Annotated in this window: 27 protein-coding genes; 21 read left to right on the forward strand and 6 right to left on the reverse strand. The window is 72.9% G+C overall.

Translation table 11 applies throughout. From position 1 onward, the window contains the following. Positions 1–14: 14 nt before the first annotated feature. The 3 genes from RM779_RS30420 to folB all read right to left on the reverse strand — a co-directional run bounded on the left by RM779_RS30420 (position 15) and on the right by folB (position 1,561). Positions 15–521 (reverse strand): DUF3180 domain-containing protein, encoded by a 507-nt coding sequence (locus RM779_RS30420; RefSeq protein WP_311621015.1) that lies wholly within the window; start codon positions 519–521, stop codon positions 15–17. 72 nt (positions 522–593) lie between these two features. After that, complete coding sequence (gene folK / locus RM779_RS30425; protein WP_311621016.1) at positions 594–1,205, reverse strand: 2-amino-4-hydroxy-6-hydroxymethyldihydropteridine diphosphokinase; 612 nt, start codon at positions 1,203–1,205, stop codon at positions 594–596. Next, the gene (gene folB, locus RM779_RS30430) at positions 1,202–1,561 is read right to left on the reverse strand and encodes a dihydroneopterin aldolase (protein ID WP_077063340.1); all 360 of its coding nucleotides are present in this window, start codon (positions 1,559–1,561) and stop codon (positions 1,202–1,204) included. The genes folK and folB overlap by 4 nt, the downstream gene beginning before the upstream one ends. 183 nt (positions 1,562–1,744) lie before the next feature. On the opposite strand from folB, the gene folP reads away from it, so the two are divergent. The 8 genes from folP (at position 1,745) to RM779_RS30470 (ending at position 8,113) form a co-directional block, all read left to right on the forward strand. Beyond that, positions 1,745–2,623 (forward strand): dihydropteroate synthase, encoded by an 879-nt coding sequence (gene folP / locus RM779_RS30435; RefSeq protein ID WP_311621017.1) that lies wholly within the window; start codon positions 1,745–1,747, stop codon positions 2,621–2,623. Further along, the gene (locus tag RM779_RS30440; RefSeq protein WP_311621018.1) at positions 2,620–3,126 is read left to right on the forward strand and encodes a nuclear transport factor 2 family protein; all 507 of its coding nucleotides are present in this window, start codon (positions 2,620–2,622) and stop codon (positions 3,124–3,126) included. The genes folP and RM779_RS30440 overlap by 4 nt, the downstream gene beginning before the upstream one ends. 92 nt (positions 3,127–3,218) lie before the next feature. After that, positions 3,219–3,920, forward strand: coding sequence for a hypothetical protein (locus RM779_RS30445; protein WP_311621019.1), 702 nt, complete (start codon positions 3,219–3,221; stop codon positions 3,918–3,920). A gap of 48 nt (positions 3,921–3,968) precedes the next feature. Beyond that, positions 3,969–4,262 carry a type VII secretion target gene (locus RM779_RS30450; protein WP_077059762.1) on the forward strand — a complete coding sequence of 98 codons (294 nt, stop codon included), beginning with the start codon at positions 3,969–3,971 and terminating at the stop codon, positions 4,260–4,262. Next, positions 4,259–5,749 carry an AAA family ATPase gene (locus tag RM779_RS30455; RefSeq protein WP_311621020.1) on the forward strand — a complete coding sequence of 497 codons (1,491 nt, stop codon included), beginning with the start codon at positions 4,259–4,261 and terminating at the stop codon, positions 5,747–5,749. The genes RM779_RS30450 and RM779_RS30455 overlap by 4 nt, the downstream gene beginning before the upstream one ends. A gap of 5 nt (positions 5,750–5,754) precedes the next feature. Further along, positions 5,755–7,128, forward strand: a complete 1,374-nt coding sequence (locus tag RM779_RS30460) for a hypothetical protein (RefSeq protein WP_311621021.1) — start codon at positions 5,755–5,757, stop codon at positions 7,126–7,128. After that, positions 7,125–7,769, forward strand: a complete 645-nt coding sequence (locus RM779_RS30465) for a hypothetical protein (protein WP_311621022.1) — start codon at positions 7,125–7,127, stop codon at positions 7,767–7,769. Before RM779_RS30460 ends, RM779_RS30465 begins: the two co-directional genes overlap by 4 nt. Beyond that, on the forward strand, positions 7,766–8,113 hold the full coding sequence (locus RM779_RS30470) for a hypothetical protein (RefSeq protein ID WP_311621023.1): 348 nt from the start codon (positions 7,766–7,768) through the stop codon (positions 8,111–8,113). Before RM779_RS30465 ends, RM779_RS30470 begins: the two co-directional genes overlap by 4 nt. An 89-nt stretch (positions 8,114–8,202) precedes the next feature. Here RM779_RS30470 and RM779_RS30475 read toward each other — a convergent pair whose 3' ends face one another. Both RM779_RS30475 and RM779_RS30480 read right to left on the reverse strand, forming a co-directional pair. After that, positions 8,203–9,540: a PH domain-containing protein gene (locus RM779_RS30475; protein WP_311621024.1), complete on the reverse strand. Its 1,338-nt coding sequence runs from the start codon at positions 9,538–9,540 to the stop codon at positions 8,203–8,205. Between the two features lies 1 nt (position 9,541). Continuing rightward, positions 9,542–9,964, reverse strand: a complete 423-nt coding sequence (locus RM779_RS30480; protein WP_311621073.1) for a PH domain-containing protein — start codon at positions 9,962–9,964, stop codon at positions 9,542–9,544. Positions 9,965–10,107: 143 nt separating this feature from the next. Here RM779_RS30480 and RM779_RS30485 point away from each other — a divergent pair, with 143 nt between their 5' ends. Then, positions 10,108–11,250 carry an NADH-quinone oxidoreductase subunit D gene (locus RM779_RS30485; RefSeq protein ID WP_311621025.1) on the forward strand — a complete coding sequence of 381 codons (1,143 nt, stop codon included), beginning with the start codon at positions 10,108–10,110 and terminating at the stop codon, positions 11,248–11,250. A gap of 47 nt (positions 11,251–11,297) precedes the next feature. Here the strand turns inward: RM779_RS30485 and RM779_RS30490 are convergent, their stop codons facing one another. Beyond that, positions 11,298–12,281: an SAM-dependent methyltransferase gene (locus tag RM779_RS30490; protein ID WP_311621026.1), complete on the reverse strand. Its 984-nt coding sequence runs from the start codon at positions 12,279–12,281 to the stop codon at positions 11,298–11,300. Between the two features lie 99 nt (positions 12,282–12,380). Here RM779_RS30490 and RM779_RS30495 point away from each other — a divergent pair, with 99 nt between their 5' ends. The 12 genes from RM779_RS30495 to RM779_RS30550 all read left to right on the forward strand — a co-directional run bounded on the left by RM779_RS30495 (position 12,381) and on the right by RM779_RS30550 (position 25,394). After that, complete coding sequence (locus RM779_RS30495; protein ID WP_311621027.1) at positions 12,381–13,595, forward strand: sensor histidine kinase; 1,215 nt, start codon at positions 12,381–12,383, stop codon at positions 13,593–13,595. A gap of 47 nt (positions 13,596–13,642) precedes the next feature. Continuing rightward, entirely contained in the window at positions 13,643–14,320 is a 678-nt protein-coding gene (locus RM779_RS30500) for a response regulator (RefSeq protein WP_077059753.1), read from the forward strand. A 106-nt stretch (positions 14,321–14,426) separates the two neighbouring features. After that, on the forward strand, positions 14,427–15,386 hold the full coding sequence (locus RM779_RS30505; protein WP_311621028.1) for a Rossmann-like and DUF2520 domain-containing protein: 960 nt from the start codon (positions 14,427–14,429) through the stop codon (positions 15,384–15,386). Next, on the forward strand, positions 15,383–16,246 hold the full coding sequence (panC, locus tag RM779_RS30510) for a pantoate--beta-alanine ligase (RefSeq protein ID WP_311621029.1): 864 nt from the start codon (positions 15,383–15,385) through the stop codon (positions 16,244–16,246). Before RM779_RS30505 ends, panC begins: the two co-directional genes overlap by 4 nt. Continuing rightward, positions 16,243–18,009: an L-aspartate oxidase gene (locus tag RM779_RS30515; protein WP_311621030.1), complete on the forward strand. Its 1,767-nt coding sequence runs from the start codon at positions 16,243–16,245 to the stop codon at positions 18,007–18,009. Before panC ends, RM779_RS30515 begins: the two co-directional genes overlap by 4 nt. 35 nt (positions 18,010–18,044) lie before the next feature. Beyond that, positions 18,045–19,052 (forward strand): carboxylating nicotinate-nucleotide diphosphorylase, encoded by a 1,008-nt coding sequence (gene nadC, locus RM779_RS30520; protein ID WP_394813427.1) that lies wholly within the window; start codon positions 18,045–18,047, stop codon positions 19,050–19,052. A gap of 2 nt (positions 19,053–19,054) precedes the next feature. After that, positions 19,055–19,852, forward strand: a complete 798-nt coding sequence (locus RM779_RS30525) for a type III pantothenate kinase (RefSeq protein ID WP_077059748.1) — start codon at positions 19,055–19,057, stop codon at positions 19,850–19,852. A 397-nt stretch (positions 19,853–20,249) separates the two neighbouring features. Further along, positions 20,250–20,432 carry a hypothetical protein gene (locus RM779_RS30530; RefSeq protein ID WP_311621032.1) on the forward strand — a complete coding sequence of 61 codons (183 nt, stop codon included), beginning with the start codon at positions 20,250–20,252 and terminating at the stop codon, positions 20,430–20,432. Between the two features lie 229 nt (positions 20,433–20,661). Further along, entirely contained in the window at positions 20,662–21,081 is a 420-nt protein-coding gene (locus RM779_RS30535) for a BlaI/MecI/CopY family transcriptional regulator (protein WP_311621033.1), read from the forward strand. After that, the gene (locus tag RM779_RS30540; protein ID WP_311621034.1) at positions 21,038–21,610 is read left to right on the forward strand and encodes an amino-acid N-acetyltransferase; all 573 of its coding nucleotides are present in this window, start codon (positions 21,038–21,040) and stop codon (positions 21,608–21,610) included. Before RM779_RS30535 ends, RM779_RS30540 begins: the two co-directional genes overlap by 44 nt. Positions 21,611–21,773: 163 nt before the next feature. Beyond that, on the forward strand, positions 21,774–22,118 hold the full coding sequence (locus RM779_RS30545; protein WP_077059744.1) for a histone-like nucleoid-structuring protein Lsr2: 345 nt from the start codon (positions 21,774–21,776) through the stop codon (positions 22,116–22,118). Between the two features lie 753 nt (positions 22,119–22,871). Beyond that, the gene (locus RM779_RS30550; protein ID WP_311621035.1) at positions 22,872–25,394 is read left to right on the forward strand and encodes an ATP-dependent Clp protease ATP-binding subunit; all 2,523 of its coding nucleotides are present in this window, start codon (positions 22,872–22,874) and stop codon (positions 25,392–25,394) included. Positions 25,395–25,438: the final 44 nt, after the last annotated feature.

Below are 25,438 nucleotides of genomic sequence, written 5' to 3' on the forward strand. Positions count from 1 at the left end.
CGCGCCGGCGCCGGTCAGACGGGGGAGCCCATCGGGCCGTTGCCGTTGCCTTCGCCGTTCTCGTCGCCGTCCGGCAGGCGGCAGACACGTTCGAGGAAGAGGGCGGCGGCGACCACGGCGGCGCCGGCCAGCACGGCGAGGCCCGCGTAGATGGCCTGGTCGCGGCGGTTGGCCACGTCGAGGCGCTCCATGACGAGGAAGAGGCCGAAGCCGCCGTAGGCGCCGGCGACGAGGGCCGAGACCAGCGCGCTCGCCTGGCCGAACACGACCGCGCGGGCCGCCATCATCCGGTCCACCGGTCTGGCCCCCGGGCGGCGTTCGTGCTGCGCGCGCAGCCGCGAGCGCAGCGACAGGGCCGTCGCCAGCAGGGCGGCGGCGATCAGGGCGAGGATGACGGGGGAGAGCAGCGGTACGGCGGGCGGTGTGTTGCCCAGGGACTCCCACAGCCCCGCGCCGGCCCAGCTCAGCCCGACGGCGGCCGCGAACAGCCCGGCCAGTGTCCCGATCCGCAGTTGGTTCACCGCTGTTCGCGCCCCTCGTCGTGAAGTCGTGCCTGTGGCAGTGGTGCCGGCGTCCCCCGGGCCGGTGGGCCGCTAGTCCGGGAGCGCCAGCGTGGCGTCCGCGCGAAACCTGACGCCCTGTCCGGCCAGTGCGGGAAGCAGGCCGGCCACCGCGCCGTGGCCGGGGACCTCGGCGTCCGGGTCGACATCGTGCCACGGCACCAGGACGAACGCCCGCTCGTGGGCCCGCGGATGCGGGAGGGTGAGCGCCGGATCGTCGGAGACGGCGCCCTGGTAGGTCACGATGTCCACATCGAGGGTACGCGGACCCCAGCGGCTGTCCCGCACGCGTTCGAACGCCTCCTCGATGGCTTGCGCGCGCTCCCACAGGGAGGACGGCGGCAGGGTCGTCTTGAGGATCACGACGGCGTTGAAGTAGGTGGGCTGGCTGCCGGGATCGACGCCCCACGGGTCGGTTTCGTAGACGGGGGACACCGCCTTGATGCGCAGCCCCGGGGTGTCGGCGAGCGCGTCGACCGCGCCCTGGAGGGTCTCCAGCCGGTTGCCCAGGTTGCTGCCGAGGGAGAGGACGGCGCGTTTCGGGTTGTGCAGCGTCGAGTCGGCGGCGTCCACCTGCTGGACCACCGAGGCCGGTACCGGCTGCACGGTCGGGTCGGGGGATGAAGCGGCGTTGCTGGGGGTCATGCTCGGCTCCGCTTGATGGTGATGGTCACGTCGTCGAAAGGAACGGTGATCGGCGCCTGCGGCTTGTGCACCGTCACCTCTGCCTCCCGCACCGCGCCGTGCGACAGGCACTGGTCGGCGATGCGCTGGGCCAGCGTCTCCAGCAGGTCACACGGCCGGCCGGAGACGACTGCGGTGACCTCCTCGGCGACCGCGCCGTAGTCGACCGTCCGCGCGAGGTCGTCCGAGGCCGCCGCCGGCCGAGTGTCGAGACCCAGCACCACGTCGACGACGAACAGCTGCCCTTCGGCACGCTCCCGCGGCAGCACTCCGTGAAAGCCTTTGGCGCGCAGGCCGCGCAGGGTGATGCGATCCACGGCGATCACTCCGATCGGTCGGTGGCCCGCCGGCTGAGCCACTGAAGGGAAACTGAAGGGAATTCGAATCTACCTGCGACGCCCGGCCCACTCGGTCAGCACCACCCGCCGCCGGGCTGTTCCCGCCCCGTTCCGGCGGCGAACGCCGTCCGGCGGGGCGTGCGCAGCCCCTACTCTGGGGGCATGAGCTACTCGCACGGTCACGTGTCCGGCCTGCCCCGCTGGGACCGCTGCGCGGTCATGGGGGTGGTCAACATCACACCGGACTCGTTCTCGGACGGTGGGCGGTGGTTCGACGCCGAGTCCGCGGTCAAGCGCGGCATGGACCTGGTGGCCGAGGGCGCGGATCTGATCGACGTCGGGGGCGAGTCGACGCGGCCGGGCGCGACGCGGGTGGACGAGGCGGAGGAGCTGCGGCGGGTCGTTCCCGTGGTGCGGGAGCTGGCGGGCCTTGGCGTCGTCGTCAGCGTCGACACGATGCGCGCCTCGGTGGCGCGCGCCTCGGTGGCGGCGGGCGCGCACCTGGTCAACGACGTGAGCGGCGGCCGGGCCGACCCCGCGATGGTGCCCGCGGTGGCGGCGGCGGGGGTGCCGTTCGTGGTGATGCACTGGCGCGGCCAGAGCATCGACATGAACGACAGGGCCGTCTACGCGGACGTGGTCGGCGAGGTGGTGGCGGAGCTGCGGACCAGCGTGGAACGGGCGGTCGCGGGCGGCATCGACCCCAAGCGGCTGATCGCGGACCCGGGCCTCGGCTTCGCCAAGCAGGCCGAGCACGATCTGGCCCTGGTCGCCGCGACCGGCCGGCTGCGCGCGGAGCTGGGGCTGCCGGTGCTGATCGCGGCCTCGCGCAAGCGGTTCCTGGGCCGGGCGCTGGCCCGGCCGGGTGCCGCGCCGCCGCCGGCGCGCGAGCGCGACGCGGCGACGGCCGCGGTGTCCGCGCTCGCGGCGCACGCGGGCGCGTGGGCGGTGCGCGTGCACGAGGTGCGGGCCAGCGCGGACGCGGTGCGGGTCGTCCGGGCCGTGGCGGGCGCGGCGGGCGCGGCGGGCGGCGCCCGGTGAGCGGGGCGCGGACGGACGTCGAGGCGGTTGCCGCGGCGAACACCGCGCTGTACGACGCGCTGGAGCGCGGCGACCTGGACGCCATGGCCGAGCACTGGCTGGCGGAGGACGTGAGCGTGGTGCACCCGGGCTGGCCGGTGATCAACGGGCGTGGCGAGGTGATCCGTTCCTATGCGCTGATCATGGCGAACACCGAGTACATCCAGTTCTTCCTGACCGACGTCGAGGTGTCGGTCCTCGGCGACACCGCGCTGGTGACCTGCACGGAGAACATCCTCAGTGGCGGCCCGGCGGAGGCCGACGGCTCGGCGGGGCCGCTGGTCGGCGGCCTGGTGGTGGCGACGAACGTCTTCCGCCGCGCCGGGGACGGCGGGTGGAAGGTGTGGTCGCACCACGGCTCCCCCGTGCTCATCGACCGGGAGGACGAGGACGAGGACGAGGACGAGCGCGGCGGGGACGGCGGTGAGGGGGAGGACGGCGGAGGGCTCACCGGAATCGGCTGACCGGTCCGCCCCCTCCGTTGCTGGCGCATCGGCCGATTGGGTACGGTCACCACACTGATGTGTATGTGTGCGATCGACCGGGGGAGTTCCGCGTGGCACTGGCGGATGAACACGTGAGGGACGAGGCCGGGGACGGCGGGACCGAGGCGGGCGCCGAGGGCGGCAAAGCCGAGGGCGGCAAAGAAGCGGAAAGCGTCGCTCCGCCCACCCGTTACCACATGATCACGCCGACGGACTGGTTCCGCATCCCCCTGCGCTCCGAGGAGAAGCGGGCCAGGGCCGTCGCCGTGCTGGTGGACCTCGCGTACCCGAACCGGGACGAAATGGCCACGAAGCGGCGCGAATTGCGCGAGCTCATGACCAATGTCACGGATTCCGCGGCCGAACGGGACGCCATCGAGATCTACCTCTCCACCCATGCGGCGCTCGGCGTGCCGATTCCCGCCAGCCTCATGGTGACGGCCGAGCCGGAGGACCCCTCGATGCCCCAGCAGTTGCCGACGGCCATGCTGGCCGACGGCATCCGGGACAAGTACCGCGGTGACGCCGACGTTTCGGTCGTGCAGCTGCCGTCCGGCGAGGCCGTGCGCAGCCGCCGACTCGAACTCAGCGACGATTCCAAGGAACTGGGACAGAGTGAAGAGCGTCCCAATACGTTGCTGGAGTTCTATCTGCCCGTGCCGCGCTCGACCGCGTGGCTGGTGCTGACGTTCAGCGCCCCGCTGCGGGAGCTGGCCGATGCGCAGGTGCAGATGTTCGATGCCATCGCCGGTTCGTTCCGGTGGTCGAAGTAGAAGTAGCGGGCGGCTGGCCGGACCCGCGAATGTGAGGAAAGAGGGGGAATGTCCGCCGACCTCGATGTCACCGTGGACGAAGTCCGCGAGCTGGCCAACAAGCTGCGCATGGTCGCCACCGAGTTCGAGAACTCGGAGGACATCGCGTCCGACTACGCCGACCAAGTGAGTCACGACGACCTGGCCCACGAGTTGGAGCAGTTCTCGGAGAACTGGCGAATACACCGCAACAAGCTGATGGAGAGCCTGGAGAGCTTCGTCGAGAAGGCCCAGCAGGCCGCCGACGGGTATGACGGCATCGAGGAGGAGCTGGTCCGCGCGCTCGAAGGGGGCAACGGGTGAGCGGCAGGCCGGCGGACTGGTTCCCGCTGAGGGAGGACGGGCGCGACCCGATCCCCGGGGACTGGGAGATGGTGCAGGAGGCCGCCGCGCGCTACCGGCGCACGGCGGACGCGATCGACCGCGCCCGCACGCTGCTTGGCGAGGTGACCGACAGCGAGAGCGGCTGGCAGTCCGATGCCGGCACGGCCTTCCGGGAGAAGGCCACCGAGCTGTCCGATGACGTCTGGAAGGCCTGGGGCCGCTACGACGCCGCCGCCACCGCGCTGGCCGGCTACTGGCCCGAGCTGCAGGAGGCGCAGAACGAGAGCCTCACGCTGCGCACCCAGGCCCAGGAGGCCCAGGAGCAGATCAACAGCCTGGGCAGCCGTCTTGAGGGTGCCGAGCGGGACGCGCAGGAGGCGGCCGACTCGGACGCCGACAATGCCGAGGACCTGGCCGACCAGGCCGACCAGCAGGTCAACAGCCTCCAGGGACAACTGGACGGCGCCCAGGCCGAGCTGAACCGGCTGCGGACCAGGCTGCGGGAGGTCATCGAGGACAAGGACGCCGCCGCACAGCGCGCCGCGGACGCCATCGGCGACTTCATCGGCGGCGACGGCCTGAAGGACGGCTTCTGGGACAGGGTCGGGGAAGTCCTCGACGTCATCAAGAACGTCCTCATCGTCATCGGGGAATGGGCCGGGAGGATCGCCGCCATCTGCGGGGTGCTTGCCTTGCTTGTCAGTTGGATTCCGGTCATCGGGCAGGCCCTGGCCGGAATCCTGGGCGTCATCGGGCTGGTGGCGGGCGTCTTCTCCCTGATCGGCAACGCCCTCCAGGGCAAGTGGCTGAACGTCGGCCTCGACCTCATCGGCATCCTCACCTTCGGCGCCGGCCGGGCTCTGACCTCGACGCTCGGCCGCGCGGGCGGTGTCGCCCGCTTCGGCGCGTTCCGCAACGTCATGCGCATCTCCACCGGCAACCGGGCCGCGCGGAACGCCATCGCGGCGGACGTCGTCGGCGACGGCGCCGCGCTGGCCGGCCGGGCCGGCGGCACGTTCGCCCGTCCGTCGGGCCTGCTGGGTTGGGGGCGCGCGGGATTCGGCGGCCTCGGCGGCGATGTGGCGCAGGGCATGAGCGTCCTGCGCCAAGGCAGCAACTGGGGCACCGGCTTCTCCCAGGGCCTCGCCGGGCTGCGGAACATCCCGGGCACCATCGGCGAAGCCGGTCTCGGGCGTTCGCTCCAGGCGGGCGCGCACCAGTTCTTCGGCCAGGCCGGTGCCGCGGATGACGCGCTGGCCCTGGGACGCGCGGCCAACGCCGGTGCGGACGTCGGCGGACTTGGCGCGTCGAGCGGCGCCGTCGCCGGGTCCGCCGCCGCAGGCGCCGCGGCCAGCAACATCGGCCTGTTCGGCGTGGAGGGCGTGGGCTCGCTTGCGGACTGGCCCGGCCTCTCCGACGGCGACCACCCGCTGGTGAACGAGACGGCGGGGGCCGGCGCACGGTGAACGCGGTGCAGCCCGCCCTGTTCGCGGCCCAGCGCCCTCTGGTGCGCTGGGGCGTGCTGCGGCGGGCGCGGGTCGCGGCCGAGGAGGGCCGGTTTGTGGTGCGCGGGCGTGCGCGCACCCACGCCTGGCCGCTGGGCCCGCGGGGCGTCGCCTCGGCCGTGCACCTCAAGGGGCGGCCCTGCTCCTCGGCGGCCCGCGCCAGGCTGCGGGACCTCGGCAAGGGCACGATCAACAAGTCCGGCGGCTGCGTACACCTTTGCGATAGCACAGGGCGGGCGCTCGCCTGCCTCGTGCCGAGCGACTGGCTGCCGAACGGGGCCGTGCCGGTGACGCTCGACGCGCCCGACACGTTCCCCTCGGTCAGGAACGACTCCAGGCGCGAGGACTTCCTCGAACTGTCCGGGATGGCCGACTTCCTGCGGCACCAGGGCCTTGCCGTGCACGAGTCCCCCGGGCAGGAGCCGCCGCGCGCCCCGGAGTTCGCGGGCACGCTGCGGCCAGGCCCCAGGGACGGGCCGGCGGTGCTGCTGCTGTTCTTCGCGCTCGCACAGCTTCTCGTGCTGACGCTCGCCGCCTTCGCGGTCGGCGGCTTCGGCTCGGGGGAGGGCGTCTGGCAGCTCCTGGTCTCCCTGCCGTTCCTGGTCTTCGCGCTGTGCACGGCCGGGGCCGCGTTCCTGCTCGGCCTCGCCGCGCCGCGCGGGGAGGAGCCGGCCGTGGCCGAGCTGCGGCCGAGCCCCGGCGTGCCGGTGACCCAGGGGTTCCTGCGCAGGTCGTCGCTCCGGCTGGTCGCGGACGCGCTCGAACTGCGCACCGCGCAGAACGTGAAGCGGCGCCTGCCGCCGCCCGGCGACCCGGTGCTCGGGGTGCGGGAGGCCGTGGTGCTCCAGGACGGCGGGCGGCCGTGGGGCGTCGCTTTCGTCGACAGGCGGCAGGCGGTGCTGGCGTTCCTGCACGGGGACACCTGGTTCGGCGGTGACCCGCAGCTGACGCGGCTCGCGGACTTCTGCCACCGGGCGGGGATCGGCCTGCGCCGGCAGGCGCTGCGTGCCTTTCCCGGCCGGCAGGAGGCGGACCGCACCGCGCGCCCGTGGCGCACGGGCGACTACGCGCTGAACGACACGTTCGCCTACTCGGCGCTGATGGCGTCGGTGGTGGCGGTGGGTGTGGTCCCGGCCTTCTTCGTCGGGGCGGGCGGCGATGTGGAGGGACCGCTGTTCCTCGTCATCTTCGGACTGGCGTTCGCCATCGGTGCCGTACCGTACGCGGTCAGGGGCGCCGTCCGGAAGTGGTCGCTGAACCGGCTGGTCCAGGCCGGACCGGCACCGAACATGGAGCCCGGGGGAGCGGCCTCCGGCGGAAAAGGAGCTGCGACGCCGTGACCGATGCGCTGACCAAGGAGCCCGCCCACCCGTGGGTGGCCGCGTTCCAGCATCCGGAGGAGTTCTGGATTCAGCTGGACATGAAGGCCACCGACACGGCCGAGCAGGCCGCCCAGACGGTAGCCGACCGCGGTGGCGAGCTGAGCCAGGACTACGCGGAGGCGGTGTACCCGGAGTTGCAGGTGATCCGCGACGGCGCGCTGGAGCGCGAGGCGTCGCCCATCGCCGTTTACGTGCCGCCGGAGCCGCTCAGTTCGCGACCGCTGGTACCGGTCACCGCGTTCGTCGCGCCGGTGCCCGCGCCCGCGGACCAGAGCACGGTCGAGGCGATGGCCGCGCTCGCGGCCCAGCCGCAGCCCTACCGTTACCGCGACCCCCTCGTCAGCATCGTCGAACTGCCCGCAGGACCGGCCTGCCGCGTGCACGAACTGGTGCTGAACGAGCGGAGCGAGGACGGCCGCCGGGTGATGAACGAGTACGTTTCGTATTACGTGGTGCCGCCCGGCTACGACCAGGGCTTCGTCGAACTGACGGTCACCTGGTCGAGCCCGACGCTCGGTGCGTCGATGGAGGAGACGGCCGACGACATCGCGGGCACGCTGACCATCCAACCCAACGAATCGCCAGGGGGCGAGTCATGACCAGCGCCGAGCCGGAGTACGTCTTCGATCAGGTGCAGATAGGCAAGGGCCTCAAGCCCGTTGCCCAGCACGGCTACGTGATCGTCGACAAGGGCACGCTGACGCTGCTCGGCAGCGACCAGCAGCCCATCGACAGTTCCCCGCTGCCCCAGGTGGCGGGCAACCTCGTGCGGTTCACCCGCGGCAAGACCGTGGCCCTCACGGTGAACGGCACCAAGTACAACGTCTCGCCCGGCTGGGGAGCGCGCGGCATCTTCGTGCTGCCCGGCGACAGCGAGCACGTCAAGACGGCCGCCGAGGCCCTGCTGAAGCTCGTCGCGGCCGGCGGCGGCCGGACGTCCTGAGCCGCACGCCCGCCAACTGACCCGCCAACTGACCCGCCACTGACCGGCCGGAGCCGGTCGGTGGCGGCCGGTCAGTGGCGGTCGGCCGGTCAGTCCCGGCCGGTGAGCCAGCGTTCGGGAGCCGCGGCCCTGCGCCCGAGGCGTGAACGTCTCGCCTGCGCCGCCACCTCGCGCGCCGCGTACGCGGCGTCCGCCAGGCGCGCGGTCGCCGTGCCGTTCGCGCCGTGGTCCACATGGATGTCCGCGAGCCGCAGCCGCTGCATCCACGGGCCCTGCGTCATCCGGACGCTCTGCACCTTCGCGTGCGGCACCAGCGTGTGCGTGCGCCGCAGGCGCCCCCGCCGCGCCACGAACACCGTGTCCGTGACGCCGTGCCCGTAGCCGACGCGCCACACCGGCAGCGCCCAGCGGGCGCGGCGCGGCGCCCGGCCGACCGAGGCCAGCGCCTCGCCGATGTCGACCGCGGGCAGGATGCGGCCGATCAGCGCGGCGGCCACCTCCCGGCTGGCGACCGGCAGCAGCAGACCGCTCTCGTTCCCCGCGCCGGCGACTTCCAGCTCGACCCTGACCCAGCCGCGCGACCGCCACAGCAGCGGCTCCACCAGCCGCACCGACTGCACCCGGCCGGGCGGCACGGTCGCGTGGTCGCGCTGGAGCAGGCCGTGGTCGAGCCGCAGCCCGTCGGGCGACTCGCCGACCGTCCAGCCGTACTGGCTCAGGAAGCTGCCGAGCCCGGCGCGCCAGATCGCGGCCAGCATGGGCAGCACGACGACCAGCGCGGCGAAGACGCTGGAGGTCGCCGTCCAGATCAGCGGCGTGACGACCACGGCGAGCAGCAGGAAACCCCAGGTGGAGCCGAGCAGCGCCAGCGCCCACGCCAGGGTGCGCGAATCGACCTGGAACAGCTCCCTGGCCGGTGCCTCGCCCGCGGTCGGCGCCGCCTCCGGCGCGATCCCCGCGGCGCGGGCCAGCAACTCCGCGCGCAGCTCCCGGGCCTCGTTCTCGTCGAGGAACGCCAGCTCGTCCGCCGAGCCGGAGCCGACCACGTCCATCTTCAGCTTCGCCACGCCCAGCGCCCTGGCCAGCAGCGGCCGGGTGATGTCGATCGACTGGATGCGGTCGAGGCGCAGGTGCGCGGCCCGGCGGAACAGCAGTCCCGTGCGGATGCGCAGCTCCGTGTCGGTGACCAGATAGCGGGTGACGCGCCAGGAAAGCCAGCCGTAACAGGCCGCGCACAGCAGCACCGCCAGCACCATCAGCGCCGGCCAGACCAGGCCGAGCGAGCCCGACCAGGAGCCGATCTGGTCGGCGTTCTGGAGCGCCACGGCGAACAGGCCGGCCAGCGGCGCCCAGGCCCGCCGCCACGGCGTGAGCGGATGCAGCCGCTTGCCCTGGCCCGCGGGGAACTCCTCCGAGCCGTCGCTCACGTCACAGCCCCGCCGAACGGGCCTCGCCCAGCTCCGTGAGCCGGTCGCGCAGCCGCTCCGCCTCGGCCGGGTCGAGGCCGGGCACGGTCGCGTCGGTGGCCGCCGCCGCGGTGTGCAACTGGAGCCGCGCCAGGCCGAATTTCCGCTCCAGCGGCCCCGAGGTCACCTCGACCAGCTGCATCCGGCCGTAGGGCACCACGGTCAGCTTGCGCCACAGCACGCCGCGGCTGATCAGCAGGTCGTCGTCGCGCTCCAGGTACCGCCAGGACTGCCAGTTGCGGCCGAGGGCGCCCCAGCCCCACCCGGCCGCGGCCAGCGGCGGCACCGCGAGCAGCGCCCAGATCCCGGCGCCGAGCAGCGGCGGCAGCAGGCCGCCGGCCACCGCGAGCGGCATCAGCCAGATCACGAGGAGCAGCCGCCGCATGCGCAGCAGCGCGGGCCGGACCGGCTGCCAGTCCTCGTCGGCCGCATCGGACCCCCCGTCGTGTGGTCCTTGTGCCACCGTGTCCATAGTCCGCAAGCTTAGAGCGGGTACGGGCGGCGCGGAGAGGTGGAAGACTGACGCGCATGGCGGAGACGACGGTCGGAGTCGGCGGGGCCGCGGAGAGCACCGACATGGTGCTGAACATCGGGCCGCAGCACCCCGCGACGCACGGAGTACTGCGGTTGCGTCTGGTGCTCGACGGGGAGCGCATCTCCCACGCCGAGCCGGTGATCGGCTACATGCACCGGGGCGCGGAGAAGCTGTTCGAGGCGCGGGACTACCGGCAGATCATCGTGCTGGCCAACCGGCACGACTGGCTGTCCGCCTTCGCCAACGAGCTGGGCGTGGTGCTCGCCGTCGAGCGGATGCTCGGCATGGAGGTCCCCGAGCGCGCCGTGTGGCTGCGGACGCTGCTCGCCGAGCTGAACCGGGCGCTCAACCACCTGATGTTCCTCGGCTCCTACCCGCTCGAACTGGGCGGCCTGACGCCGATCTTCTACGCCTTCACCGAACGGGAGAGCCTCCAGCAGGTCATGGAGGAGGTCTCGGGCGGTCGGATGCACTACATGTTCAACCGGGTGGGCGGCCTGAAGGACGAGCTGCCCGCCGGCTGGTCCGGCCGCGCCAGGGAGGCCGTCGCGGCCGTCCGCGGGCGGCTGGGCCGGTTCGACGACCTGCTGCTGGGCAACGAGGTGTTCCGGGCCCGCACCCGCGGCGTCGGCGTGCTGGGCCGCGAGGCCGTGCACGCCTACGGGGTGTCCGGGCCGATCGCGCGGGCCAGCGGCGTCGACTTCGACCTGCGCCGCGACGAGCCGTACCTGGCCTACGGCGAGCTGGGCGACGTGCTGCGCGTCGAGACCAGGGAGGCGGGCGACTGCCTCGCCAGGTTCGAGGTGCTGCTCGGCCAGACGCGGAACGCCCTTGACCTCGCCGACGCGTGCCTGGACCGGCTGGCCGAGCTGCCGCCAGGACCGGTGAACCAGCGGCTGCCGAAGGTGCTGAAGGCGCCCGAGGGCGCCACCTACGCCTGGACGGAGAACCCGCTCGGCATCAACGGGTACTACCTGGTCTCGAAGGGCGAGAAGACCCCGTACCGGCTGAAGCTGCGCTCCGCCTCGTTCAACAACATCCAGGCGCTCGGCGAGCTGCTGCCGGGGACGCTGGTCTCCGACATGGTGGCGATCCTCGGGTCGTTCTTCTTCGTCGTCGGCGACATCGACAAGTAGTTCGACAAGTAGTTCGACACGTAGATCGACAAGTGGCCCGTGGGGCGTCAGGGCAGCGGACTCGCGATGCCGGCGGGCTGCACCAGCCAGGTGAAGCCGCCGAGGCCCGCCGGGTCGGTCAGCTCGGCCGCCTGGCCCGCGCGGCCGAGCGCCCGCAGGTAGGCCGCCGGGTCCTCGGTGGCCAGCGAGAGCGGCGGGCGCCGCCCGTCCACCCCCAGCGCGCGCAGCGCGGCGCGCTGCGGCAGCAGCACCGCGCCCGGCCCCGCGCAGGCGTCGAGCGCCACGTGCGCCGTCAGGTCGCAGCCGCCGTCGGGCACCGGCCGCACCGTGCGCCCGTCCCGGTAGCCGGTCAACGTGCCGAGCGGCGGGCGCCGTTCGCGGGTGTGGGCGTAGTCGACGGCCACCGCGAGGCCGCGCGCCAGGCTGCCCGCCGCGGCCGCCCAGGCCGCGTCGCGCGGGCGGCCGATCTCCGCCCGCGTTCCCGGCTCCGGCGGGGCCGGCCACCAGCGGCGCAGCCACGCGGCGTCGGCGCCCAGGACCGGGGCGCCGAGCCGTTCCTCCCCGGTCCGCGTCACCAGCACGTAGCGCGGCACGCCGTCCGGGTCCGTCTCGGCGACGTCGAGCGGCACGTTGTCCAGCCACTCGTTGGCGAACAGCAGCCCCTCCGTGCCCTCCGGCGGCTGCGTGCGCCACTCGATCCGCGGGTCGAGGCCCGGCGGGCGCGGCGCCCGTTCGACCGCGCAGGGGCGCAGCCGGTCCGCCACCGCCTCCGGCAGCGCCGCCACGACGCCCGCGACCAGCTCGCCGCGGCCCGCCCCGACGTCGGTGAACGTCAGCACGGCCGGCTGTCCCAGCGCCCGGTCCACGCGTATCAGCAGCCGCGCGACGGCCCACGCGAACTGCGGCGACGCGTGCACCGCCGTTCTGAAGTGCGCGGCCGGCGCCTCCCTCACGAAGAAGCCCCCGGGCCCGTACAGCGCCCGCTCGGCGGCGGCCCGCCACGGCGCGGCAGGCTCATCGACTCTCACCACGTTCCCCACCCATCGTCCACCTTGAGGAGTAGTTGACGGCTTCACGTATCGGTCGTCCGGTTGACTCCCGAGCTGCACATCATGCCTACTCTGGGTGACGTGAACCGGCTTTACGACTTCCTGCGCCGTCACCCGACCTGGGTCGACGGCTCCTGGGCGTTCGTACTGCTGCTCGTCTCCTTCATGGCGATCGCCCTGGGCGAGGAGAACGGCGGGTACCAGCGGCCGGAGTGGCGCGGCATGTTCGCGGCCGTGTTGCTCGCCGTGGTCGTGACCCTGCGCCGCCGCAAGCCGGAGCACATGCTCGTCCTCGCCATCGGCACCGGCCTGTACCAGCTGGCGGCGGACGTCCCGCCGCTCCCGGCCAACTTCGCGTTCCTCGTCATCATCTTCACCGTCGCCTCCCGCCCGTCGCGCGGCCCCTCGTGGCTGGCGCTCGGCATGTCGCTCGGCGCCCCCACCCTGTCCTCCCTGCGCTGGCCCAACGAGACGGAGGGGCAGTCCGCGGCCGAGACGGTTGTCAGTATCGTCTTCCTCACCATCGCGTTCTGCCTGGCCTGGGTGCTCGGCGATTCCCTGCGCACCCGCCGCGCCTACTGGGCCGAGCTGGAGCAGCGGGCGCACCGCCTGGAGATGGAGCGGGAGACGCAGGCGCGCATGGCGGTGGCCGCCGAGCGGGCGCGCATAGCCCGCGAGCTGCACGACGTCGTCGCGCACAACGTGTCGGTGATGGTCGTGCAGGCCGACGGCGCCGCCTACGTGCTGGACACCGCGCCCGACCAGACGCGGAACGCGCTCCAGACGATCTCCGGCACCGGCCGCCAGGCGCTGACCGAGATGCGGCGCCTGCTCGGGGTGCTGCGCAGCGAGACGGGCGAGGGTACGGCACAGGACTACGTGCCCCAGCCCGGCGTGGAGCAGCTGGCCGACCTGGTCGACCAGGTCAGGGACACCGGGCTGCCGGTGGACTTCCGCATAGAGGGCACCCCGCGGCCCCTGCCGAGCGGCGTCGAGCTGACCGCGTACCGCATCGTGCAGGAGGCGCTGACCAATTCGCGCAAGCACGGCGGCCCGGACGTCGGCGCCACCGTCAGGCTGGCGTACGGTCCTGACGCGCTGACCGTCCTCGCGGAGGACGACGGGCGCGGCGCGCAGCGCGAGCTGTACGAGGAGCGCGGCCTCGACGGGCTCGGGCACGGGCTGATCGGCATGCGGGAGCGGGTGGGTATGGTCGGCGGCGTGCTGGTGGCGGGGCCGCGGCCGGGCGGCGGCTTCCGGATCAGCGCCACGCTGCCGCTGACGGGCGTCGAATGACCGGCGCGAAGGACACGAAGCGCGAAGGACACGAAGGGGGAACGACCATGCCGATCCGCGTGATGCTCGTCGACGACCAGGTGCTGCTGCGCACCGGCTTCAAGATGGTGCTGGCCGCGCAGCCGGACATGGAGGTCACCGCGGAGGCCGGGGACGGCGCCGAGGCCCTGGAGGTGCTGCGCTCCACCGCGATCGACATCGTGCTGATGGACGTGCGCATGCCGCGCCTGGACGGTGTGGAGGCCACCCGGCGCATCTGCCAGGGCGGCGAGGGCGGCCCAGGCGAGCCCAAGGTCCTCATCCTGACGACGTTCGACCTCGACGAGTACGCGTTCTCCGGGCTCAAGGCGGGCGCGGCCGGGTTCATGCTGAAGGACGTCCCGCCGGACGAGCTGCTGGGCGCGATCCGCTCGGTGCACAGCGGCGACTCGGTCGTCGCCCCCTCCACCACCCGCCGCCTGCTCGACCGGTTCGTGACGCTGCTGCCCGTTCCCGACCAGAACGCGCACCCCGAGCTCGATCAGCTGACCGACCGTGAGCGGGAGGTACTCATGCTGATCGCCCAGGGCCTGTCGAACGGGGAGATCGCCACGTCGCTGTTCGTGTCCGAGGCGACGGTGAAGACGCATGTCGGCCGCATCCTCGCGAAGTTGGGCCTGCGCGACCGCGTGCAGGCCGTGGTGCTCGCCTACGAGACCGGGCTGGTCAGGGCGGGCGGGCGCTGACGCCGGGCGGGACGGGCCCCGGGCCGTGGCGGGCGGCCTTAAGCTGGAGCGACGTCCGGTACCGAGTACGGGGACCGGAACGCGCGAAGAAAGAGGCTCTCCCGCCGTGAACGCCGCCGCCAACTCCCCCAGGGGTACCGAGGCGCGCGACCGCCCCGCCCGTCTGCGGGTCGGCGTCGTGGGCGCCGGCCGGGTCGGGCCCGCGCTCGCGGCCGCGCTGAGCCTGGCCGGGCACCGCCCGGTGGCCGCCTCCGGCGTCTCCGACGCCTCCCGCCGCCGCGCCGAGGCGCTGCTGCCCGGGGTGCCGCTGGTCGCCCCCGACGAGGTACTGGCCCGCGCGGACCTGGTGCTGCTGACCGTTCCCGACGACGCGCTGCCCGGGCTGGTCGCCGGCCTGGCCGAGACCGGCGCGGTGCGCCCCGGCCAGCTGCTCGTGCACTCCTCCGGCCGGTACGGTGCGGGCGTCCTGGCCCCCGCGCTGCGCGCCGGCGGGCTGCCGCTCGCGCTGCACCCCGCGATGACGTTCACCGGCACCCCGGTCGACGTGCAGCGGCTCGCGGGCTGCTCGTTCGGCGTCACCGCGCCCGCCGAGCTGCGGCTGGCCGCCGAGGCGCTGGTCATCGAGATGGGCGGCGAGCCGGAGTGGATCGAGGAGGGGGCCCGCCCGCTGTACCACGCGGCGCTCGCCCTCGGCGCCAACCACCTGGTCACGCTTGTCGCGCAGGCCCTTGAGCTGCTGCGCACCGCGGGCGTCTCCGCGCCCGACCGTATGCTCGGGCCGCTGCTCGGAGCGGCGCTCGACAACGCGCTGCGTTCCGGCGACGCCGCCCTGACCGGCCCGGTCGCACGCGGGGACGCGGGAACGGTCGCCGCCCACGTCGCCGAGCTGCGCGCCCACGCCCCGCAGGCGCTGGCCGGCTACCTCGCGATGGCCCGCACGACCGCGGACCGCGCCCTGGACCGCGGCCTGCTGAAGCCGGAGCTGGCCGAGGCGCTGCTCGGGGTGCTGGCGGACGGTGCCGCGGGCGGGAGCGCCGCGGGCACGGACGACGGAGGAGAACGATGACCATAGCCGTGGCGCGCCGCGCCGAGGACCTGCACGCCCAGTACCGTCCCGGCGCGCCGCGCGCCGTCGTGATGACGCTTGGCGCCCTGCACGAGGGCCACGCGGCGAACATCCACGCCGCGCGCGAGCGGGTCGGGCCGGACGGGCAGATCGTCGTCACCGTGTACGTGAACCCGCTCCAGTTCGGCGCGGGCGAGGACTTCGACCGCTACCCGCGGACCCTCGACGCCGATGTGCAGCTCGCCGGGGCCGCGGGCGCCGACCTCGTCTTCGCGCCCGCGGACGACGTGATGTACCCGGCGGGCCGGCCCCTGATCCGCATCGCGGCGGGGCCCCTGGGCGAGCGCCTGGAGGGCGCCTCCCGCCCCGGCCACTTCGACGGCATGCTGACCGTCGTCGCCAAGCTGCTGCACCTCACCCGGCCGGATTACGCGCTGTTCGGCGAGAAGGACGCGCAGCAGCTCGCGCTCATCCGCCGCATGGTGCGCGACCTCGACTTCCCCGTGGAGATCGTGCCCGTCGCCACCGTCCGCGAGCCCGACGGCCTGGCCCTCTCCAGCCGCAACCGGTACCTGTCCCCGGCGGAGCGCACCACGGCGCTCGCGCTGTCGGGAGCGCTGTTCGCGGCGCGCGGGCACCGCGCGCCCGCGGCGGCGCGCGCCGCGGCCCGGGGCGTTCTCGACGCCGCCGCGGCGCTCGACCCGCCGCTGGCCCTCGACTACCTGGTCCTGCTCGACCCGGCGGACCTGACCGAGGTGCCGGACGGCTACCGCGGCGAGGCGATCATGGCGGTGGCCGCCCGGGTGGGCACCACCCGGCTCATCGACAACGTTCGCCTCGCCCTGGGCGGGAACGCATGACCGTCCGCGCGGGCATACCCCTGCCCGCCGCGCTGCCCGCCCCCGCGCCCGGCTGGGCGATCGGCGCCGACGTGGTCGTCGTCGGTTCGGGCGTCGCCGGGCTCACCGCCGCGCTGCGCTGCGCCGCCGGGGGCCTGCGTACCGTGATCGTCACCAAGGCCCGCCTCGACGACGGCTCCACGCGCTGGGCGCAGGGCGGCATCGCCGCCGCCCTCGGCGAGGGCGACAGCCCGGACCAGCACCTGCGGGACACGCTCGTGGCCGGTGCCGGGCTGTGCGACGAGACCGCGGTCGGCGCGCTGGTGTCCGAGGGTCCGGACGCGGTGCGCCGGCTCATCGCCCTGGGCGCGCGGTTCGACGAGGAGGCCGACGGCCGGATCTCCCTGACCCGGGAGGGCGGCCACCACCGGCGTCGCATCGCGCACGCCGGGGGCGACGCCACCGGCGCGGAGATCTCGCGGGCCCTGGTGGCCGCGGTCCGGCGGGCGGGCATCGACACCGTCGAGAACGCCCTGGCCCTCGACCTGCTGAAGGACGCCGAGGGCCGGACGGCCGGGGTCACCCTGCACGTGATGGGGGAGGGGCGGCAGGACGGCGTGGGCGCCGTGCACGCCCCGGCCGTGGTGCTGGCCACCGGCGGCATGGGGCAGGTGTTCTCCGCCACCACCAACCCGGCGGTCTCGACCGGCGACGGGGTGGCGCTCGCGCTGCGCGCGGGCGCGGAGGTCTCCGACCTGGAGTTCGTGCAGTTCCACCCCACGGTGCTGTTCCTCGGCCAGGGGGCCGAGGGCCGGCAGCCGCTGATATCCGAGGCGGTCCGCGGCGAGGGGGCGCACCTGGTCGACGGCGCCGGCGTCCGTTTCATGGCCGGACAGCACGAGCTGGCCGAGCTGGCGCCCCGCGATGTCGTCGCCAAGGCCCTCACGCGCCGCATGCGCGAGCAGGGCACGGACCACATGTACCTGGACGCCCGGCACTTCGGCGCCGCGATGTGGCGGCGCCGCTTCCCCACGATCCTGGCCGCCTGCCGCGCCCACGGCATCGACCCGGTGACCGCGCCGGTGCCGGTGGCGCCCGCCGCCCACTACGCCTCCGGCGGCGTCCGCACCGACCTGGCGGGCCGCACCACGGTGCCCGGCCTCTACGCCTGCGGTGAGACGGCCTGCACCGGGGTGCACGGCGCGAACCGCCTGGCCTCCAACTCCCTGCTGGAGGGCCTGGTCTTCGCCGAACGCATCGCCGCGGCCGTCGCGGCGGACCGGCCGGCCGCGGGCCCGCCCGTTCCCGCGCCGCCGCCCGGTGGGCCCGGGCTGCTGCCCACCGGGGCGAGGACGGCGATCCAGCGCGCGATGACCGCGGGTGCCGGGGTGCTGCGTTCCGCGGCGGGTCTCGCCGCCGCGGCGGCAGACCTCGACCGGCTGGCGGCGGACACCGACAGGAAGCCGGCCGAGCCGGGCACGGACACCTGGGAGACGGCTAACCTGCACCTGGTGGCCCGGGTCCTGGTCGCCGTGGCCGCGCTGCGCCCCGAGACCCGCGGCTGTCACTGGCGCGAGGACCACCCGGAGCGGGACGATGCCCACTGGCGGCGCCACCTCGTCGCCACGCTGGCCCCGGCCGCCGAGGGCTCGGCCCTCGCCGTTCACCCCACCGGCACGACCGCGTTCCCTGCCACCCGCGCCCCGTCGGCCGCGCAGGACCCACCGACCTCCGCACCGCACCGCGCGGACGGAGCAGCGAAATTGGAGACCCACGAGCCGTGACCAGCCCCGACACCCCTCCCGCCAGGCCCGTTGAGCTGACCCTGCTGCCGCTCGGCGCGCGGCCCGGCGAAGAACCGGCGGCCGGCGGCTGCGGCGCGGGCTGCGGCTGCGGCGCCGGGGACGAGGCCGCGGCGCACGACCCGCTGGAGTGCGGGCTCGACCCGGACCTGGCCGACCTGCTCGCGGCCGGCGGCCTCGACCCGGTGCACGTCGAGGACGTGGCGCATCTGGCGGTCGAGGAGGACCTGGACAACGGGGTGGACGTCACGACCGTGGCGACCGTTCCCGAGGAGGCGGTGGCCACCGGGGACTTCGTCGCCAGGCAGGCCGGGACGGTGGCGGGGCTGCACGTCGCCGAGGCGGTGCTGTCGATCGTGTGCACCGACGAGTTCGAGGTGGAACGGCACGTCGCGGACGGCGACCGCGTCGTGCCGGGCCAGGTGCTGCTCTCCGTGACCACCCGCACCCGGGACCTGCTCACCGGCGAGCGCAGCGCGCTGAACCTGCTGTGCCGCCTGTCCGGGATCGCCACCGCCACCGCGGCCTGGGCGGACGCCCTGGCCGGCACCTCGGCCAGGGTCCGCGACACCCGCAAGACGACGCCGGGGCTGCGGTCCCTGGAGAAGTACGCCGTGCGCTGCGGCGGGGGCGTCAACCACCGCATGTCCCTGTCCGACGCCGCGCTCATCAAGGACAACCACGTGATCGCCGCGGGTGGAGTCGCGGAGGCGTTCCGCAAGGTCCGCGAGGAGTTCCCCGGCGTGCCGGTCGAGGTCGAGGTGGACCGCCTGGACCAGATCGAGCCCGTGCTCGCCGAGGGCGCCGACCTGATCCTGCTGGACAACTTCACGCCCGAGGCCACCGCGGAGGCCGTGGCGCTCGTCGCGGGCCGCGCCGCCCTGGAGTCCTCCGGCCGCCTCGGCCTCGACACCGCGCGCGCCTACGCGGACGCGGGCGTCGACTACGTGGCGGTCGGTGCGCTCACCCACTCCGCCCCGATCCTGGACATCGGGCTCGACCTCCGCCCCGAGAGGCGCGACTGACCATGCTGCTCACTATCGACGTCGGCAACACGCACACCGTCCTCGGCCTGTTCGACGGCGAGGAGATCGTGGAGCACTGGCGCATCTCCACCGATGCCCGGCGCACTGCCGACGAGCTCGCGGTGCTGCTCCAGGGCCTGATGGGGATGCATCCGCTGCTCGGCGACGAGCTGGGCGACGGCATCGACGGCATCGCGATCTGTTCCACCGTGCCCTCCGTGCTGCACGAGCTGCGCGAGGTGACGCGGCGCTACTACGGGGACATTCCGGCCGTGCTGGTCGAGCCGGGCGTCAAGACGGGCGTGCCGATCCTCACGGACAATCCGAAGGAGGTCGGCGCGGACCGGATCATCAACGCGGTGGCCGCCGTCGAGCTGTACGGCGGCCCGTGCATCGTCGTCGACTTCGGCACGGCCACCACGTACGACGCGGTCTCGGCGCGCGGGGAGTACGCGGGCGGGGCGATCGCGCCGGGCATCGAGATCTCGGTGGAGGCCCTGGGCCTGCGCGGCGCGCAGCTGCGGAAGGTGGAGCTGGCCAGGCCGCGGCACGTGATCGGGAAGAACACGGTGGAGTCGATGCAGTCCGGCATCCTGTACGGCTTCGCCGGGCAGGTGGACGGCATGGTGGAGCGCATGTCGCGGGAGCTGGCGGACGACCCGGACGACGTGACGGTGATCGCGACGGGCGGCCTGGCGCCGATGGTGCTGCGCGAGTCGACGGTGATCGACGAGCACGAGCCGTGGCTGACCCTGGTCGGCCTCCGGCTGGTGTACGAGCGGAACGTGTCGCGTTCCTGACGTCACCCGCCCGGGGAAACACGCCGTTGGCCGACGAATAGCGGCAGTTTGTCTGCTTACCACTTAATGTCGGTTTATGGTTACGTCGAACGGTTCCCAGGGTTCCCGGGGTGCCCGCACCGCGGGCGGTGACGGGAACGAGAACGCTGAACAGCAGCCGCGCCGGCCCGCCACGGGCCGCCCCGTGCCGACCCCGGCGGAGGTCTTCCCCCCGCACCGCAAGCGCCAGGCCCCGCCGCCCGGACAGCAGGGGCAGCCGCCCGCGCGGCGTGACGAGGGCGGCGGCGCCGACGGGGGCGGGGACGCGCAGGACGGGAGGAGTGGGGAAAACTCCCCGCAAGGCGGTCGGTAGGCTGGGGAACGGCTCGCCCGAGCGCGTTCTAGGAGGCCGATCGCTGTGGACTACGTCGCCGCACTCTTTCCGCCGGCCGTGATGGCCGTCGGCTTCACCTGGCTGATCGTGACGATCATCAGGACCCAGGGTGGCGTCAACAAGTACAAGGAGGATGCCGCCGTCGACGCGGCGCTCGCCGCGCGGGCCGCGGGCGAGGGCGAGCAGCCCGCCGAACGCCGCGCCTGACGGCGTTCCCTCGCGTTCCGGCGCCGCCTCCCCGCGGCGCCCTCCCCTCTTCCCCGGTGCGCCCCGTCCGCGCCGCCACGCGCCGTTCCGCGCCGCCTCGCGCCGTACCGGGCTGCCTCGCGCCGTACCGCGCGCCGGGGCTTCTCGCGTTCCCTTCCGCTCCCCTGCGGGGATGGTGGCCATACGTCGGACCTGTCCGTTTTGTCGCCACCGGGCTATTCTTCATCCTGTGCCTCGGCCATTGGGAGAGCTGGAAGACGCGGTGATGAGCCGCGTATGGGAGTGGAACCGGCCCGTCACGGTGCGGGAAGTTCTCGAAGATCTGCGGCGGGAGCGTTCGATCGCCTATACGACGGTGATGACCGTCTTGGACAACCTGCACCAGAAGGGCTGGGTCCGGCGCGAGCAGGAGGGCCGGGCCTATCGCTATGAGGCGATCTCCACTCGCGCTGCGTACTCGGCGGCATTGATGAATGACGCGTGGTCCGAGAGTGACAACCCGGCCGCCGCGCTGGTGGCTTTCTTCGGCATGATGTCGGCCGGGCAGACCGAGGCATTGCGCGACGCGCTGCGGGTGGTGGATGTGTCGGGAGTACCCGGATCACATGCTCCCGCCCCCGAAGACGAAGGTGAAGGCACGCAGCGATAGCCTCGCGGTTGTGCCGGATACCTCGAGCGAAGTTACTGTCCGCCGTGCCAGGACTACAGATGTCCCGGCGGTGCGCCGGCTGATCGACGGCTACTCGCGGGGCGGCATCCTGCTCGACAAGGCGACAGTGACGCTTTACGAGGACATTCAGGAGTTCTGGGTGGCCGAGCGGGACCACGACGCACGGGTGGTCGGCTGCGGGGCCCTGCACGTGATGTGGGAAGACCTGGCGGAGGTGCGCACGCTCGCGGTGGACCCGCTGCTGAAGGGCAGGGGGGTGGGGCATCAGGTGCTGGAGAAGTTGCTGCTGACGGCCCGCAGGCTCGGCGTGCGGCGCATTTTCTGCCTGACCTTCGAAGTGGAGTTCTTCGCCCGCCACGGCTTCCGGGAGATCGGCGACGCCCCGGTGGATGGCGATGTCTACAGTGAGCTGCTGCGTTCCTATGACGAGGGAGTGGCCGAGTTCCTGGGGCTGGAACGGGTGAAGCCCAACACCTTGGGCAACAGTCGGATGCTGCTGCATCTCTGATTGAGGCGATAGGTGGTGCTTATGTCCGAATCGTCCCGCCGTGTCTTATCGCATGCACAGTAAAGGGGCTCCGGGGTTTGTGTTTTTCCGGCAATGGCGGTTTGATTACATCCGCAGTACAACAGTCATTGGTATTCAGCGACGATGAATGAGGAGTAGCCCGGTGGCACAGAAGGTTCAGGTCCTTCTCCTCGATGACCTCAGCGGTGGCGAGGCGGACGAGACCGTTACGTTCGCGCTCGACGGGAAGACTTACGAGATCGACCTCAACTCCGATAACGCGGACAAGCTCCGCAACGCCCTGGAGCCCTATGTCAAGGCCGGCCGCCGTGCCGGTGGTGGCAGGGCCGCCAGGGGGCGGGCCCGCGCGGCCGCGACGGGCGGCGGGAGCAGCAGCCAGGACACGGCGAAAATTCGGGCCTGGGCGAAGGAAAACGGATACGAGGTCAATGACCGGGGCCGTGTTCCCGCCAACATTCGCGAGGCCTACGAGAAGGCCGGCGTCTGAAGTAGCGACCGGGTGCCACGGGCCGGCCGTGTCCGGTGGCGCTCAGTCGCGGCGGCGCCCGCCGGGCCGTACCGGCTCCGGCGAGCTCGGGCGCCGCGCGCAGTTCATCTCCCTGTCCGGGGGGTCGTGCAGGCGGACGGCCCCCCGAGGAGTGCCCGGCGGCGGCGCGCAGCCGCTCCGGGCCCGCGGGCCCTCGCCCGCCGTCCCGCCTCCGTGCCCCGGCGGCCCCCTCGTTCCCACTCGCCCCTCGCGCGCGGGCGCAGGCGCCCCGCGCCCGGAGCGGCGCGTGGTCGCGGCCGCGGTCGCGGTCGCGGAATCGTGAGTGTCATGCCGTGAGCAACCCGGTTCCGTACGGAAGAGTTACGCGTGGTCCGCGTCCCGCTGCGCGCCGTGATCCCGTTCGCCTGTAGCGGATGTCCGTGGCTGGTACGGCATGGAGTGTCAGCCTGGAGGGGTAGGCAGTTCTTAACAGATGATGGGTCACTCATGGATGGGGGGCGGTGACAGTGGGGCCGGGAGTGTCGGTCAGGGGCGTTCGCCATCGGCGTAGTCGCCCCGTGCGCCGGGGCTTGGCCTGCGGGAACATCGTCTCGCACCCTGGGGTTGGAACTGTTGTCGCCTGTTCGGGGCACGACGCCGGGGACAGGAGCACACAGTTGGAATGAGCGGTCCCCCGTTGCGGGACTAAGCTGCGGAAGGACAGGGAGGGGACCGACCCCTTTACTGCCTGACCGCTCTGAGGAGCGATTAACGATGTTCGAGAGGTTCACCGACCGCGCGCGGCGGGTTGTCGTCCTGGCTCAGGAAGAAGCCCGGATGCTCAACCACAACTACATCGGCACCGAGCACATCCTCCTGGGCCTGATCCACGAGGGTGAGGGTGTCGCCGCTAAGGCCCTGGAGAGCCTCGGGATCTCGCTTGAGGCGGTCCGCCAGCAGGTGGAGGAGATCATCGGTCAGGGCCAGCAGGCCCCGTCCGGCCACATTCCCTTCACCCCCCGGGCCAAGAAGGTGCTGGAGCTCTCGCTCCGCGAGGCCCTCCAGCTCGGCCACAACTACATCGGCACCGAGCACATCCTGCTCGGCCTGATCCGCGAGGGCGAGGGCGTGGCCGCCCAGGTCCTCGTGAAGCTGGGTGCCGACCTCAACCGGGTGCGGCAGCAGGTCATCCAGCTGCTGTCCGGCTACTCCGGCGGCAAGGAGGCCGCGACCGCGGGCGCCCCCGCCGAGGGCACGCCGTCGACCTCCCTGGTGCTGGACCAGTTCGGCCGCAATCTCACCCAGGCCGCCCGCGAATCCAAGCTCGACCCGGTCATCGGGCGCGAGAAGGAGATCGAGCGGGTCATGCAGGTGCTCTCCCGCAGGACCAAGAACAACCCGGTCCTCATCGGCGAGCCCGGCGTCGGCAAGACGGCGGTCGTCGAGGGCCTGGCCCAGGCCATCGTCAAGGGCGAGGTGCCCGAGACCCTCAAGGACAAGCACCTCTACACCCTGGACCTGGGCGCCCTGGTCGCCGGCTCCCGTTACCGCGGTGACTTCGAGGAGCGCCTGAAGAAGGTACTCAAGGAGATCCGCACCCGCGGCGACATCATCCTGTTCATCGACGAGCTGCACACGCTGGTGGGCGCGGGCGCCGCCGAGGGCGCGATCGACGCCGCCAGCATCCTGAAGCCGATGCTGGCCCGCGGTGAGCTCCAGACCATCGGCGCCACCACGCTGGACGAGTACCGCAAGTACCTGGAGAAGGACGCGGCCCTCGAGCGCCGTTTCCAGCCCATCCAGGTCGCGGAGCCGTCGCTGCCGCACACCATCGAGATCCTGAAGGGTCTGCGCGACCGGTACGAGGCGCACCACCGCGTCTCCATCACCGACTCCGCGCTGGTCGCCGCGGCCCAGCTGGCCGACCGGTACATCTCCGACCGCTTCCTGCCGGACAAGGCGATCGACCTTATCGACGAGGCCGGCTCCCGGATGCGCATTCGCCGGATGACCGCGCCGCCGGACCTGCGGGAGTTCGACGAGAAGATCGCCGGGGTGCGGCGCGAGAAGGAGTCCGCGATCGACTCGCAGGACTTCGAGAAGGCCGCTTCGCTGCGCGACAACGAGAAGCAGCTGCTGGCCGCGAAGGCCCAGCGGGAGAAGGAGTGGAAGTCGGGCGACATGGACGTCGTCGCCGAGGTGGACGAGGAGCTGATCGCCGAGGTCCTCGCCGCTTCCACCGGCATCCCGGTCTTCAAGCTGACGGAGGAGGAGTCCTCCCGCCTGCTGCGCATGGAGGACGAGCTGCACAAGCGCGTCATCGGCCAGGAGGACGCCATCAAGGCGCTCTCGCAGGCCATCCGCCGCACCAGGGCCGGCCTGAAGGACCCGAAGCGGCCCGGCGGTTCGTTCATCTTCGCCGGTCCTTCCGGCGTCGGTAAGACCGAGCTGTCCAAGACGCTCGCGGAGTTCCTCTTCGGTGACGAGGACGCGCTGATCTCCCTCGACATGTCGGAGTTCGGCGAGAAGCACACGGTGTCGCGCCTCTTCGGCTCCCCGCCCGGATACGTGGGGTACGAGGAGGGCGGTCAGCTCACCGAGAAGGTGCGCAGGAAGCCGTTCTCCGTCGTGCTGTTCGACGAGGTGGAGAAGGCCCACCCGGACATCTTCAACTCGCTGCTCCAGATCCTGGAGGACGGTCGGCTGACCGACTCCCAGGGCCGGGTCGTGGACTTCAAGAACACCGTCATCATCATGACGACGAACCTCGGCACTCGGGACATCTCCAAGGGCTTCAACATGGGCTTCGCGGTGGCCGGCGACGTCGCCACCGGGTACGAGCGCATGAAGGCCAAGGTCAACGACGAGCTGAAGCAGCACTTCCGCCCCGAGTTCCTCAACCGTGTCGACGACACGGTGGTCTTCCACCAGCTGACGCAGGACGACATCATGAAGATCGTCGACCTGATGATCGCGCAGGTGGACGAGCGGCTGAAGGACCGGGACATGGCGATCGAGCTGAGCGCGGACGCCAAGCAGCTGCTGGCCAAGCGCGGGTACGACCCGGTGCTCGGCGCCCGGCCGCTGCGGCGGACCATTCAGCGGGACATCGAGGACGTGCTGTCCGAGAAGATCCTCTTCGGCGAGCTGCGCCCCGGCCACATCGTGGTCGTGGACACCGAGGGCGAGGAGAAGGACAAGACCTTCACCTTCCGCGGCGAGGAGAAGTCCTCGCTGCCGGACGCCCCGCCGGTGGAGCAGGCCGCCAAGGGCGGTCCCAACCTGGCGAAGGAGTAGGCACCGCGGGGCGCGCGCCCCGGCGGAGCCGGCACGCTCCCGCG

The sequence above is a fragment of the Streptomyces johnsoniae genome (genome assembly GCF_031845565.1).
Taxonomy (GTDB): domain Bacteria; phylum Actinomycetota; class Actinomycetes; order Streptomycetales; family Streptomycetaceae; genus Streptomyces; species Streptomyces johnsoniae.

Coding starts and splice junctions, on each gene's coding strand:
- RM779_RS30480 (WP_311621073.1), bottom strand. CDS start 9,964: ATGCGGCGGCTGCTCCTCGTGATCTGGCTGATGCCGCTCGCGGTGGCC.
- RM779_RS30450 (WP_077059762.1), top strand. CDS start 3,969: ATGTCCGCCGACCTCGATGTCACCGTGGACGAAGTCCGCGAGCTGGCC.
- folP (WP_311621017.1), top strand. CDS start 1,745: ATGAGCTACTCGCACGGTCACGTGTCCGGCCTGCCCCGCTGGGACCGC.
- RM779_RS30500 (WP_077059753.1), top strand. CDS start 13,643: ATGCCGATCCGCGTGATGCTCGTCGACGACCAGGTGCTGCTGCGCACC.
- folK (WP_311621016.1), bottom strand. CDS start 1,205: ATGACCCCCAGCAACGCCGCTTCATCCCCCGACCCGACCGTGCAGCCG.
- RM779_RS30525 (WP_077059748.1), top strand. CDS start 19,055: ATGCTGCTCACTATCGACGTCGGCAACACGCACACCGTCCTCGGCCTG.
- RM779_RS30515 (WP_311621030.1), top strand. CDS start 16,243: ATGACCGTCCGCGCGGGCATACCCCTGCCCGCCGCGCTGCCCGCCCCC.
- RM779_RS30485 (WP_311621025.1), top strand. CDS start 10,108: ATGGCGGAGACGACGGTCGGAGTCGGCGGGGCCGCGGAGAGCACCGAC.
- RM779_RS30470 (WP_311621023.1), top strand. CDS start 7,766: ATGACCAGCGCCGAGCCGGAGTACGTCTTCGATCAGGTGCAGATAGGC.
- RM779_RS30550 (WP_311621035.1), top strand. CDS start 22,872: ATGTTCGAGAGGTTCACCGACCGCGCGCGGCGGGTTGTCGTCCTGGCT.
- panC (WP_311621029.1), top strand. CDS start 15,383: ATGACCATAGCCGTGGCGCGCCGCGCCGAGGACCTGCACGCCCAGTAC.
- RM779_RS30540 (WP_311621034.1), top strand. CDS start 21,038: ATGCTCCCGCCCCCGAAGACGAAGGTGAAGGCACGCAGCGATAGCCTC.